Raw genomic sequence first — 12,353 nt, forward strand, 5'->3', positions numbered from 1 at the left:
GGTGCGGAGAAAAGTCTGCCCAATGATGATCGCGCGTACATTCAGACTTTTGGATACACCCGACAAGCGCAGAAACCGGAGCAAGCAATGAAAGTCCCACCCTTCGCGAAACACCGCATCCTCACGGCGGCATCCGCACTTATCGCAGGATCGTTCCTGCTGACCGCCTGCGCGCCGGGCGCCGGGGAGTCCGCCGCCAACGCGGACGGCAACGCCACCCTGGTGGTCTACAGCAACTCCGTCTCCGACGGGCGCGGCGCATGGCTGACGGCCCAGGCCGCCCAAGCGGGCTTCGATCTGGAGCTGGTGGACCTCGGTGGCGGCGACGTGATGAACCGCCTGACGGCCGAGAAGAACAACCCGATTGCGGACGTGACGTTCGGCATGAACAACGTGTACTTCGAGAAGCTCAAGGCCCAGGACGTGCTGGAGCCGTACACGCCTGCCTGGTCCGCCGAGGTGGACAGCGCGATGGGCGACGAAGAGGACAAAACCTTCTGGCCGATTGTCCGCGAGCCCATCATGCTGGTCTACAACGAGGGTGCGTACCCATCCGCCGATGCGGCCCCGCGGGACTGGACCGATCTCTGGACCAAGGACCAGTTCAAGGGTCGCTACGAGGTGCCCGGGGCCTCCACCGGTGCCACCACCCAGATGGTCTACTCCGGCATCCTGGCCCGCTACGCCGATCCGAAAGGCGAGCTGGGCATCAGCAAGGAAGGCTGGGACCAGATGGCCGCCTACTTCGAGCACGGCAGCACCGCGGTCAAGGGTGAAGACCTCTACGCGCGGATGAAGGCCGGTACTGTCGACGCCGGCCAGATGTGGCTCGCCGGCAAGAACAGCCGCGAAGCCGAGTACGGCGTCGCCACCAAGGCCGTCCAGCCGGAGGTCGGTGTGCCGTTCGCCGTCCAGCACGTGGCCATGGTCAAGGGCACCGACCAGGCCGAGGCCGCGCAGGACTTCATCGACTGGTTCGGCAGCGCCAAGGTGCAGGCCGCCTGGTCCAACGAGTTCTTCACCGCACCGACCAACACCCAAGCCCTCGCTGATGCCAACAAGCAGGCCATCGAGCAGACCGAAGCCTTCACGCCGCAGGACATCGACTGGGCCCTGGTAGCCGAAAATATCGACGCCTGGGTTGAAAAGATCGAACTCGAGTACCGGAAGTAGGAAGTTCCCGCCCCCGGGTGCCCGGAGGAATCCGGGCACCCGGGCCAAGGACCATCGCCATGATCACCTATAAGAACATTGACGTTGTTTTTGACGACTTCCACGCGCTCCCCGGGTTCAACCTGACCATCGAGGAGGGCGAGTTTTTCACCCTGCTCGGCCCCTCGGGCTGCGGCAAGTCCACGGCCCTGCGCACCCTGGCAGGCTTTATCGATCCCACCGCCGGCGATGTTTACGTCGACGGCGCCCGGGTCACCCACCTGCCCAGCCAGCGCCGCCAGATCGGCATGGTCTTCCAGAACTACGCCCTTTTCCCCACCATGACGGTCCGGGAGAACATCGCCTTCGGCCTCAAGGTCTCAGGCGTGTCGAAAGCCGAGACCACCCGCCGCGTGGACGAGATCGCCAACGCGGTGGAACTCGACAGCGTCCAGCTGGGAAAGGGCGTTACCGAACTTTCCGGCGGCCAGCAGCAGCGCGTCGCGATCGCCCGCGCCCTGGTGCTGCGCCCCAAGATCCTGCTGCTCGACGAGCCGCTCTCCAACCTCGACGCCAAGCTCCGCCACCAGTTGCGCGGCCAGCTCAAAGAACTGCAGGAGCAGTTCGGCATCACCACGGTCTACGTCACCCATGACCAGGACGAGGCGCTGACCATGAGCACCCGGATCGCGGTGATGAACAAGGGCCGGATCGAGCAGGTGGGAACCCCGCAGGAGGTCTACATGCGCTCCGCCACGGAATTCGTCTGCAACTTCATCGGCGACGTTAACCGGCTCGCCGCAGGAACGGTCGCCGCACTCTCCGCCCACCCGAGCGGCACCAGGGGGACCGCCCCGCTCAACCCTGCATCGGCGTCGTACCTCAGGGTGGAGAAGGTGGGGCTGCACGCCCCGGCAGGAAACGCGTACGACGGCGGCGCCCGGCTTACGCTGCCCGGCACCGTGCGCTCGCGCCAGTACCACGGCGTCTACAGCAGCTACCGGGTGGAGCTGGACGTGCGCGACGGGGGAGTGGCCAAGGGGATCATCCAGGAGTCCGGGCACCCCGGCTTCGCCCCCGGCGACAGGGTTGACGTCAGCATCGATCCGGCGGACGTGCTGCAATATCCGGCCGCCAACGCGCAGGAGCCGGTTCAGACGCTGCAGGAACAGACGCCGCAGGCTCCCTTACCCGCAGGGGCGTCCCGGTGAACACGTCCGTACGCAAGATGCTGCGCTCGCCGCTGTTCCTCGTGGTCGGTGCCGCGCTGCTGTGGTTCTCCGCGGCCTTCCTCGTCTGGCCGAACGTGCGGCTGTTCGGCGAAGTCTTTATGCCCGACGGCGAGCCGTCCTTCCGCGCCTTGGATCGGCTGGGATCCTCGCGGCGGGCCATGGACTCGCTGCGCAACAGCTTCCTGCTGGCGGTGGTGCTCTCCGTGACGGTCAACCTGGTGGGCGTCTTCATTGTGCTCGCGACCCGGTACTTCGACATCAGGGGCGCTCGCATTCTCTACCTGGGCTACGCCACGACGCTGATCTACGGCGGGATCGTCCAGGTGGCCGGCTACAAGATCATCTATGGCGAGCACGGCTTCGTGACCAATCTGCTGGCTGGCGCGTTCCCGGACATGGACCGGGCCTGGTTCACCGGCATGGCCGCCGTCGTGTTCGTGATGACCGTTGCCGGCACCGGCAACCACCTGCTGTTTATGACCAACGCCCTGGCCCGGGTGGACTTCCAGACCGTCGAGGCGGCCAAAATGATGGGCGCCTCCACCTGGCGGGTACTGCTGACCATCGTGCTGCCCACCATCCGGCCCATGCTCTACGCCATCACCATTCTGACCTTCCTGGGCGGGCTGGGTGCGCTGGCGGCGCCGCAGGTACTCGGCGGCACCGGTTTCCAGACCATCACACCCATGATCCTGACCTTCGCCAACTCCCCGTCGTCCCGTGACCTCGCCGCCACGCTGGCCATCGTGCTCGGCGTATCCACCATGGTGCTGCTGGCCGTCCTGAACCGGATGGAGAAGGGCGGCACATACTTCGCGGTCTCCAAGGTCCCCACTGCGATGAAAAAGCAGAAGATCGGAAACCGCTGGGCCAACGCGGCCGTCCACGCCGCCGCCTACGCCCTGCTGGCCGTCTACGTGGTGCCGCCGCTGCTGATTGTGGTCTTCTCCTTCACCAGCGCCTCGTCGATCAGCTCCGGAACCCTGACGTGGGAGAGCTTTACCCTGAGGAATTACGCGCTCGTGTTCAGCGACTACAAGGCGTTCTGGCCGTTCCTGGTGTCCCTCGGCTACGGCGCGTTCGCGTCGGTCACGGTGGTGGCGGGCATGCTGTTTGTGGCGCGCCTGCTGCAGCAGCACCGGAACAAGGTGACCGCGTGCATCGAATTCGTACTGCACATCCCGTGGATCCTGCCTTCGACGCTGATCGCCCTGGGGCTGATCATCGCCTACGACCACGCCAGCTGGATCATGGGCAATGTCGTCCTGACAGGCACTGTGGCGCTGTTGGGCATCACGTACGTGATCCTCAAGATCCCGTTCACGCTTCGGATGCTTAAGGCGGCCTTCACTGGCGTGCCGGACCAGCTCGAAGAGGCGGCGGCGATCCTGGGAGCCGGGCCGCTGACAACCTTCCGCCTGGTGCTGCTGCCCGTGGTGTTACCCACCGCGGCAGCCATCGCGGCGCTGAACTTCAACAGCCTGCTGGACGACTACGACACCGCCGTGTTCGTCTCGCACCCGCTCTACCAGCCGCTGGGCATCGTCATCAAGAACGCCACCGGTGAGGACACGCTCAATGACGGCACGGCGCTGACGTTCGTCTACACGGTTCTGCTCATGCTGATCACCGCGACCACCATGTGGCTGGTCTACGGCCGTCCGTCCGCCGGGCGCCGCCCAGCCAGCCGCCGCCCAGCCAGCCGCCGCTCCGCCAGCCGCCGGAAACGGGCGGCAGCCGAACAGCCGGCGAGCACCGCCGTCGAACCCGTCACGACACAAAACTAAAGGAACAACCATGTTTGGACAGAGCATCTACGCCTCGATCAACGAGCCCCTCAACGCAGCATTTGCCAGGCGGCGGCCACTGATCGCGGTGCACCGCGGCACCGGGCTGGGCACCATCGCGGAGAACACAGAGCCCGCCATCACCGCCGCGTTGGCCCAGGGCGCGGACATGGTGGAGATCGACGTCGTCGAATCCACGGACGGTGACTTCTTCCTGTTCCACGACGGCTACGAGTCGATGCACTTCGGCATCGCCCAGAATATCGGGACGCTGTCCACGGCGCAGATCCTGGACCTGAGCTACCAGTGGTGCACCCACCAGGGCGCCCCCTATGGGGTGGCGCGGCTGGAAGACGTGCTCCGGTCGCACCCGAAGACGCTGTTCAATGTGGACCGTTCCTGGGGCTCGTGGCCGCGGCTGCTGCCGTTCCTGGACCGGAGCGCGGAGCCGGGCCGGCTGCTGTTCAAGTCGCCGGTCGATGTGGAGCTGCTGGACGTGCTCGCCGCGCATCCGGTGAAGTATCCGTTCGCGCCGATCGTCAGGTCCCACGAGGAGGTGCTGCAGGTGCTGGCCGCTGACGGAATCAACACCGTCGGCATGGAGCTGCTGGCCCCGTCGCCGGACCACGAGTTCGCTGACGCCGGCTACCTCGACTGGCTGCACGGGCAGGGTCTCTTTGCGCTGCTGAACGCGATCAACCTCAGCAACAGGGTGCCGCTCTTCGCGGGCTGGGATGACGAGGCTTCCGTGCTGGGATCGCCCGCCGACGGCTGGGGCAAGCTGATGACGCTGGGGGCCGGGATCATCCAGACGGACTGGCCGGGCCTGCTGGTTCCCTACCGCAACCGGCAGCAGGCGGCGCTGGCACTGGCCGGGGCGGGGACGCAATAGAGTGAGGACCGGATCGAACGAGCAAGGGTAAGGGGAGCCGAAAATGCCGAGGACACGGACGACGGCGGGGGACCGGTCGCGGGAGGACGCGGAGGTACCGCGCGAGGGACTGAAGATCCGGATGGAAGACGTGGCGCGGGCCGCCAACGTGTCCCGGGCAACAGTCTCCCGTGTTCTGGTGGGCAACCCGCCGGTCTCCGCCGCGACTCGGGAGAGAGTTTTCAGGGCCGTGCGCGAACTCGGCTATGTTCCCAATGCCATGGCGCAGGGGCTCTCCAAGCGAAGCTCCGACCTGGTGGGCCTGCTCCTGCGCGACCCCCGCAATCCGGCGTACGGCCGGCTGCACTCCCTGGTGCAGGAAGCGGTGAGCGGCCACGGGCTGGAGCTCATCACGGCCGTGCCGCACTGGAAAGAGGGGGCCGAGGACGAACTCGCCGCCCTGCGCCGCATGCTCGGACTGCGCGTGGGCGGACTGCTGGTCTCCACCGGTGTCATCAAGGCCGCGGACCTGGAACCGTTCCTGGACAGCGTGCCGGTGGTTTCGGTGGGCAGGGTGGAGGACCATCCCCGGATCCACGGGGTGTCTTACAACGAGGACGTCCACGGGGCCATGCTCGCAGACAAGGTGGCCTCGGCCGGGCACAGGTCCGTGGCCGTGCTGATTCCGACAGCGTCGGTCTCCACCGCCGAGAACCGCCGAGGCCGGTCCATGGCGGTCCACCTGGAAGGCCGCGGGCTGACGGTCCACCGAATCGAGACCGACGCCTTCGGCCAGCCGGAGGCAGGCATCGCCCGGATCCTGGACCTTGTCCGCGACGGTGGGGTCACAGCCGCCATGTTCCCCAACGACATCAGGGCCATGATCTTCCTCCGGGCCGCCCGCGCCGCCGGCCTGGATGTCCCCGGCGACGTATCTGTAACGGGCTGCGACGGCATCATCCCGGGCCTGGACCTCATTGGACTGGCGACGCTGCGCATCCCGGTGGAACAAGTCGCGGCGCGCGGGGTCGACGTCCTGGAGAGCCTCATGAGCAACCGCGGCGGGACCCAGGTCCGGCACGAAAAGTTCACCGGTGAATTCGTACCCGGGGCAACGCTGGGCCCGGCCGCGTAAACGAAAGCCTCGCCGGGGTTTGTCGTCTCAGTTGCAGTCGCGTCAGTTGCTGGGGCGTGCCCTTCGGCGCAATGCGTCGATGGTGGTCTCCGGCGAGGTGTTGAAGCAGAACACGATGCCGGGGACGAGCTCGCTAAGCAGGTTGACGACGCGCTCGAACAGCAGGGTGTGCTCCTCGGCCATCCGCACACCCGCGCCGATCATGGCCACCTGGACGGGTCGGACGGCGAGGCATTCGCGGACCATCTTTTCGGACTCGTCAGGGTCGGCTGAAACCTGGCACGGCACGATGTCGAACCCGGCCTCGCGCATTGCCGCCTCGCCCGCCGCGATCCGGGTCGCAGTGGGCCACGCACCTCTACGGGTTGTACGTCGTGGCGGCTGAGCGCGGAACCGGCATCGTGGCCGCCCTCCTCGGGCGCAGGCGTTCTATCGCAAGCACGGGTTCGTGGGGGACGGGACCATGAATGTGGAGGACGGCGTCGCGAGATCCGCATTGTGCGGATTATTCTCTGGGAGTGGCTCGCGTTCTCCCTCGTAATTGCGCAGGTGTCCAGGCTGCGTTCAACCGGTCAGACGGTATTGATCCAGTAGCGTCGTTTGCCGTTGCGCGTATCCTCCCAGACGCCGCCGTTCTTTTCGATGGTCGCCCGGGAGCCGGCGTTGTCCTCATCGCAGGTGAGAAGCGCCCGGCGGATTCCCAGGTCCCGGGCCATCGGCAGGGCGTGGGCCAAAGCGGCCGCGGCGTGGCCGCGGCGCCTGGCAGAGGGCCGCACGCTGTAGCCGATGTGCCCGCCCTCGTTGAGGAGGTGATCGTTCAGCTCGTGCCTGATGGCCAGCGAGCCAAGGAACGTGTGACCCTCCACAATCCACAAGTACGTGCAGGGCACGTGCTCCGGCTTGCGCGGGGTCTCCGGCAGGGCATCTTTGATGCGGGCATCGACAAAGCGCCGGAACGTCGGGGCATCGTTGAGTTCTTCCAGGGACCAGTCCACGGGGCCCGCGCCGCCCCGGTTGGCGCCGTCAAATTCCGCGGATCCTTCCAGCCAGGAGGCATGATAGGCGACGTCCGGAGCGATAAGAACAGGCATCTCACGAGCGTAGTCCGGCTCGTCGTCCTGGAAAAATCGGCATGGCGCTGGCCAGGGCGGTGCCGTATCCTCGTCAGCCGTTCTTGTTCTTGCCTTTCCCCTGTTCCGGTGCGGGGGCTGGCACCGGAACTGCGGCCGGTGCCGGTGCCGGTGCGGGCGTACTGTTTTCCTGGGCGGCCTGCGTGGCCTGCGCGGCGGCTTCCGCGGCGGCCTTGGTCTTCTCCGCTGCTGCTTCTTCAGCTGCTTTCGCTGCCACGGCGGCTTCTGCGGCAGCATTGAGGTCGGACCTGACGGCGGTGATGCCGGCCATGATGCGCCGGCGCCGTTCCTCGGAAACCTGGCCGCTACCGGCCGCAGATGCCACGTCCGCCTCCAGGCTCTCCAGTGCCGTGAGCGCGGCGGAGTGATCGTTGGCGGCCGCAGCCTGGCTCACGCCGAGCACGACTTCCTGGAGATGGGAGGCCGTGTCGCGCTGCAGGCCGGTAGCGGCCGGGCCGCAGCCGGCGAGTGATGCCGACAGCATCAAGGCGGCGGCAAGGCCGGCTCCCCACGATCGGGCGCTTTGGTTCTTGGACCGAAGCGGGGTCATGGTTCCACACTCTTCTGAAGTTCCTGAAGGTGGTCACCCAGGGTGCCGCTCACCGCAGGGTAAGGCACGACGCCGGGTGGGGACTCTGGCGCCTGGCCCGCTGTCAGGGCCGCGGCCCCGCCTGCCAGCGCAACAAGGATAAGGATGGCCAGCACCGGGAGTCGCATCTTCTGTCCCGCACGAGCCGGCCTTCGCCGGCGCGTTCCCCGGGGTCTGCTGGGCTGATCGGAACCAGGCACCGGCCTTGCCCGCAGATCAGGGGAGGGTGATTCTGCGGTGACGGACGGCGTCCTGAACGGCATGGCCGGCAGCACACGTGTGGTTTCCGGGGCAAGTCCGCCGGGAGTGGATGTCGGCGAGACCAGGGCCTGCCGCAGCGCCGTCTCGATGTCCGCAGCTGTCGGTCGTTCCAGCGGCTCGATTGCCGTCATCGAACGGATGAGGTCGGCCCACTCCGCTGGGAGATCCGCGGGAATTCTGGGCGCGCGGTGCAGCCTGGCCACGGCGGATTCCACAGCGCTGCCGGGGTATTCCATCGACTGCTTGATGCATTCGAGCAGGACCAGCCCCAGCGAATAGATGTCTGTGGCAGGGGTGAGCGGGGAGCCCATGGCCTGCTCTGGGCTGAGGTACGCCGCGGTGCCCACCATTGCTCCGGTTGCGGTCAGGCGGGTTGCGTCAGCGATTCGTGCGATGCCGAAGTCGGCCACCTTGGCCCGCAACGGCTCACCGGGCCGGGTCTGTACCAAGAGGATGTTGCCCGGCTTGATATCGCGGTGGAGGATGCCAAGGCCGTGGACATAGGCCAGTGCGTCAGCGATGCCGGCTCCTATGACGGCGAGTTCGTCCAAGGGGACTTGGCTGTGTCTGATCCGGCTGCGCAGATCCTGGCCCTCCACCAGTTCCATCGTCAGGAACGGCCGGGGCTCCTCCGGGACGCGTTCGTCGACGCCGACATCGAACAGGGTCACGAGGCTGGGGTGGTTCAGCGTCGCCAGCAGCGTAATTTCAGCTTCCTGTCGTTTCAACGCGTCTGCGTCGGGAGTCTGGGGTGCGAAGAGCTTCAACGCCACGTCCCGGCCCAGGTTTTCGTCCCGAGCGCAGTACACGGACGACATGCCGCCGCGACCGATCACTTCGCCCAGCCGGTAACGTCCGCCGAGCACTTCAGTCCTGATGGAGCTGGGCGATTCCGCCACCATATCCGTTCCTCCCGGTGCGCTGCGGCACTGTCACCTAAAATCATAAGGCAACTTACTATGTTCCGCCTGCCTATGTGTGATGTACTCGAAGTACACGCGCTTCCTTGCCGAATGCATCACTGTCGAGCCAGCCGAGCCTGGCCTGAGGCCTAACGCCAGTCAGTGTTCGCAGCGCACGGTACATCCGGTGGCGGTACTGTGAGGCGCATGGAGATGCGCCTTGAAGTTGTGCAAGTACCTGTGGCCGATGTCGACCGGTCGAAGTCGTTCTATACCGAGAAGCTGGGCTTTGTCCTTGACCACGACGTGGAGCACATCCCGGGAATGCGGGTCGTGCAGCTGACGCCGCCGGGTTCGGCTGCCTCGATAGTCATTGGTACAGGAATGACGAGCATGAAGCCGGGCAGCCTCGAGGGCCTGCAGCTTGTGGTGCCCGACATTGGCGCGGTCCGAGCCGAGCTCGTCCGCCGGGGCGCCGATGTCAGCGAAATACAGGACATGGGTGGAGTGCAGTTTGCGTACTTTGCTGACCCGGATGGCAACCGCTGGGTCATTCAGGGCGCAACACCATCTGACGTCCGGGATGCACACCTGAACGAGCCCGCATCCTAGCCGGCCGGATCCGCCGGGAGCGTAGGATAATGACGCGCATTCGGTTCTGGCAATGCATAGTTCCATCCCTACTTTTCACCATGCTGCTGACGTCATGCGGCGACAAGCTGACGGGCGGACCGGGAACTGCGGAACCCACGGCGAACTCCACCAGCTCCGCTGCCCCCAACAACTCCCCAACGCCCACCGGTTCAAGCCTTGGTTCAACGAGCAGTCTCGTTCCAAGCGCCGGCCCCTTCGCATGCGTTGACTGGGTCCGGTTCGAGACCCCTCAAGGCCAATACGACAATGCTGGCGTGGTGCTCATCGGAAAGCCTGTAAGCCGGGCCGGTGAGACCAGGATTTACGGTCACAAGGCCACGACCCACCTTGTGGAAGTCGAGCAGGTACTCAAAGGTGATCCCGGAGATGGGAACCTGCGCATCTCCTCCATGCCCCCGACATGCACTGGAGGAGAGTCCTACCCGGACGGCGATCCGCTCGATCCCAATCAGAGAGTCATCATTTTTGCCACCATGCAGGGCGGCGACTGGTTCACCATGACCCCCGCACAAGGAGTGTTGCCTTTCCAACAGGGCACAGAGCTTCCCTTTCACTAATGTGAGTCCAGCCGATCAGGCCCTCAGTTGCGGTCAGCCCGCGTCCTGGCCGATATAGGCTGGACGGGACGCCGGCCCGCCCGGGCTAGCCTGCCGCCTTCCCAGGCGGCCAGGAACGGACGGAAGGGTATCAGCGCCATGAACGAACCTGACTGGGTCCAGCACGCCATCTGGTGGCAGGTCTATCCCCTCGGTTTTGTCGGCGCGGAGAAGACCGCCACGCCGGATCCCGCCGCTGACCACCGGTTGCTGGACATTGTCCCGTGGCTCGACTACGCGGTGGAACTCGGGGCGTCGGGGCTGGCCCTCGGCCCCATCTTCGCGTCGGAGACGCACGGGTACGACACCACGGATTACTTCCGGATCGATCCCAGGCTCGGATCCGAGCAGGACTTCGACACCCTGGTGGCAGAGGCACACCGTCGCGGACTGCGCATACTGCTCGACGGCGTCTTCAACCACACCGGGCGCTCCTTTGCGCCGTTCCAAAATGTCCTCGCGCGCGGGCCGGAGGCGGACACCGCCTCCTGGTTCTCGCTGGAGTGGCCCGACGGTGCCGCTCCCGGCGTCGAACCCGAGTACCGCGACTTCGAGGGCCACCACCACCTCGTGGCGCTCAACCATAACGAGCCGGCCGTCGCCGATTTCGTCGTAGAGGTCATGGAGCACTGGCTGCGCCGGGGTGCGGACGGCTGGCGACTCGACGCCGCCTATGCCGTCCCGTCGTCGTTCTGGGCTCCGGTCACCGCGCGCGTCCGGTCATCCCATCCGGACGCGTACTTCGTGGGCGAGTACATCCACGGCGACTATGCAGCGGAGGTCCGGTCCGGCGGACTCGATTCCGCCACGCAATACGAGCTCTGGAAGGCTGTCTGGAGTTCGCTCAATGACGCGAACTTCTTCGAACTCGCAGCCGCACTCGAGCGACACAACGCGCTCCTGGGCTCTTACGCACCGCTCACCTTCATCGGCAACCACGACGTCACCCGCATCGCGAGCAAGCTCACCGATGCCGCACTCGTGCCGCACGCCGTCGTCGTCCTGCTCACGGTCGGCGGAACGCCGTCCATCTACTACGGCGACGAGCAAGGCTACCGGGGCGTCAAGGAGGACAGGGCAGGGGGCGACGACGACGTGAGGCCGCTGTTCCCGTCCGCTCCCGACCAGCTCTCGGCCGTGGGAAGGCCCATCTTCGCAGTGCACCAGGAGCTCATCGGGGTGCGGAGACGGAACCCCTGGCTGCACCGTGCCACCACGGAGGTCCTCCAGCTCTCCAACGAGGTGCTTGCATACCGCATCGCGGTTGACGCCGATGCGCTCGTGGTCGCACTGAACCTCTCGCCCGACACCCAGCGGATCAGCGCCGCCGGCGCCACCTCCGTCGTCGCCGGACAGGCGACCGTCGATGTCGGTGCGAACGCCATCCTGGTGCCGCCGCGGGGGTGGGCCGTCCTGGGCTAAGCCAGCTGCGGGAGGACGCTCTATCTAGCGGATCACCCGGTAGCGCACGTGAGTGACGAGGGCGGTCCCGCTCACTTCCGTCGGCTCCAGCGTGAGGTTCCCGACGCCGTCGAGCAGCCGTTCGCCCGCTCCCAGGATGATGGGCGCGGTGTGGAGCCGCAGCTCATCGATCAGCCCTGCCGAGAGGTATTGCCGGGCGGTCTGCGCTCCGCCGGCGATGGCAACGTCCTTGCTCCCGGCGGCCTCCCGCGCCCGGGCCAGCGCCGATTCGATGCCGTCGGTCACGAAGTTGAACGTGGTGCCGCCCTGCATCTGCAGGGGCTCGCGTGGCTGATGGGTGAGCACGAAAACCGGTGCGTGATAGGGCGGCTCCTCACCCCACCATCCCCGCCAGTCCTCATCCCACGCCCCGGGACCTGCGAACATGTTCCGTCCCATGATGTAGGCGCCGGCTTCGAGGATGCCTTCTATCGCGGCCGCGTTGGCCTCGGGTTCCTCAAACATCCACCGGTGCAGGAGCTCGCCGTTCTCGCCCAGCGGCTCCGCAGGGCTTTGGTTCGGACCGGCGAGGAAGCCGTCGAGGGAGATGGTCAGATCGCACGTGACTCGGCTCATGCGCCCC

At 66.3% G+C, this 12,353-nt stretch carries 13 protein-coding genes; 8 read left to right on the forward strand and 5 right to left on the reverse strand.

Annotated features, from left to right (window positions below):
• The first annotated feature begins 87 nt into the window (after nt 1–87).
• Genes NIBR502772_RS07255 through NIBR502772_RS07275 form a run of 5 tightly spaced genes read left to right on the forward strand, consistent with a single transcriptional unit; the run spans nt 88 to nt 6,177 of the window.
• The gene (locus tag NIBR502772_RS07255) at nt 88–1,173 is read left to right on the forward strand and encodes an extracellular solute-binding protein (RefSeq protein ID WP_141139664.1); all 1,086 of its coding nucleotides are present in this window, start codon (nt 88–90) and stop codon (nt 1,171–1,173) included.
• A gap of 59 nt (nt 1,174–1,232) precedes the next feature.
• On the forward strand, nt 1,233–2,363 hold the full coding sequence (locus NIBR502772_RS07260) for an ABC transporter ATP-binding protein (protein ID WP_141139665.1): 1,131 nt from the start codon (nt 1,233–1,235) through the stop codon (nt 2,361–2,363).
• The gene (locus NIBR502772_RS07265; protein ID WP_371706783.1) at nt 2,360–4,171 is read left to right on the forward strand and encodes an ABC transporter permease; all 1,812 of its coding nucleotides are present in this window, start codon (nt 2,360–2,362) and stop codon (nt 4,169–4,171) included. Before NIBR502772_RS07260 ends, NIBR502772_RS07265 begins: the two co-directional genes overlap by 4 nt.
• A gap of 10 nt (nt 4,172–4,181) precedes the next feature.
• Nucleotides 4,182–5,063 carry a glycerophosphodiester phosphodiesterase family protein gene (locus tag NIBR502772_RS07270; protein WP_141139666.1) on the forward strand — a complete coding sequence of 294 codons (882 nt, stop codon included), beginning with the start codon at nt 4,182–4,184 and terminating at the stop codon, nt 5,061–5,063.
• A 43-nt stretch (nt 5,064–5,106) separates the two neighbouring features.
• Nucleotides 5,107–6,177, forward strand: coding sequence for a LacI family DNA-binding transcriptional regulator (locus tag NIBR502772_RS07275; RefSeq protein ID WP_141139667.1), 1,071 nt, complete (start codon nt 5,107–5,109; stop codon nt 6,175–6,177).
• 42 nt (nt 6,178–6,219) lie between these two features.
• Here the strand turns inward: NIBR502772_RS07275 and NIBR502772_RS07280 are convergent, their stop codons facing one another.
• The 4 genes from NIBR502772_RS07280 to NIBR502772_RS07295 all read right to left on the reverse strand — a co-directional run bounded on the left by NIBR502772_RS07280 (nt 6,220) and on the right by NIBR502772_RS07295 (nt 9,059).
• Nucleotides 6,220–6,489, reverse strand: coding sequence for a hypothetical protein (locus NIBR502772_RS07280; RefSeq protein ID WP_141139668.1), 270 nt, complete (start codon nt 6,487–6,489; stop codon nt 6,220–6,222).
• Nucleotides 6,490–6,749: 260 nt separating this feature from the next.
• On the reverse strand, nt 6,750–7,268 hold the full coding sequence (locus NIBR502772_RS07285; RefSeq protein WP_141139669.1) for a GNAT family N-acetyltransferase: 519 nt from the start codon (nt 7,266–7,268) through the stop codon (nt 6,750–6,752).
• A 73-nt stretch (nt 7,269–7,341) separates the two neighbouring features.
• Entirely contained in the window at nt 7,342–7,857 is a 516-nt protein-coding gene (locus NIBR502772_RS07290) for a hypothetical protein (protein ID WP_141139670.1), read from the reverse strand.
• Nucleotides 7,854–9,059 carry a serine/threonine-protein kinase gene (locus tag NIBR502772_RS07295; RefSeq protein WP_141139671.1) on the reverse strand — a complete coding sequence of 402 codons (1,206 nt, stop codon included), beginning with the start codon at nt 9,057–9,059 and terminating at the stop codon, nt 7,854–7,856. The genes NIBR502772_RS07290 and NIBR502772_RS07295 overlap by 4 nt, the downstream gene beginning before the upstream one ends.
• A gap of 207 nt (nt 9,060–9,266) precedes the next feature.
• Here NIBR502772_RS07295 and NIBR502772_RS07300 point away from each other — a divergent pair, with 207 nt between their 5' ends.
• From NIBR502772_RS07300 to NIBR502772_RS07310, 3 genes are all read left to right on the forward strand, one after another.
• A complete protein-coding gene (locus tag NIBR502772_RS07300) occupies nt 9,267–9,671 on the forward strand; it encodes a VOC family protein (protein WP_141139672.1) in 405 nt (134 codons plus the stop codon).
• 296 nt (nt 9,672–9,967) lie between these two features.
• Nucleotides 9,968–10,270: a hypothetical protein gene (locus tag NIBR502772_RS07305; RefSeq protein WP_141139673.1), complete on the forward strand. Its 303-nt coding sequence runs from the start codon at nt 9,968–9,970 to the stop codon at nt 10,268–10,270.
• 138 nt (nt 10,271–10,408) lie between these two features.
• The gene (locus tag NIBR502772_RS07310) at nt 10,409–11,731 is read left to right on the forward strand and encodes an alpha-amylase family protein (protein WP_141139674.1); all 1,323 of its coding nucleotides are present in this window, start codon (nt 10,409–10,411) and stop codon (nt 11,729–11,731) included.
• A gap of 24 nt (nt 11,732–11,755) precedes the next feature.
• Here the strand turns inward: NIBR502772_RS07310 and NIBR502772_RS07315 are convergent, their stop codons facing one another.
• Nucleotides 11,756–12,346 carry a dihydrofolate reductase family protein gene (locus NIBR502772_RS07315; RefSeq protein WP_141139675.1) on the reverse strand — a complete coding sequence of 197 codons (591 nt, stop codon included), beginning with the start codon at nt 12,344–12,346 and terminating at the stop codon, nt 11,756–11,758.
• Nucleotides 12,347–12,353: the final 7 nt, after the last annotated feature.

This window comes from Pseudarthrobacter sp. NIBRBAC000502772 (genome assembly GCF_006517235.1).
Classification (GTDB): domain Bacteria; phylum Actinomycetota; class Actinomycetes; order Actinomycetales; family Micrococcaceae; genus Arthrobacter.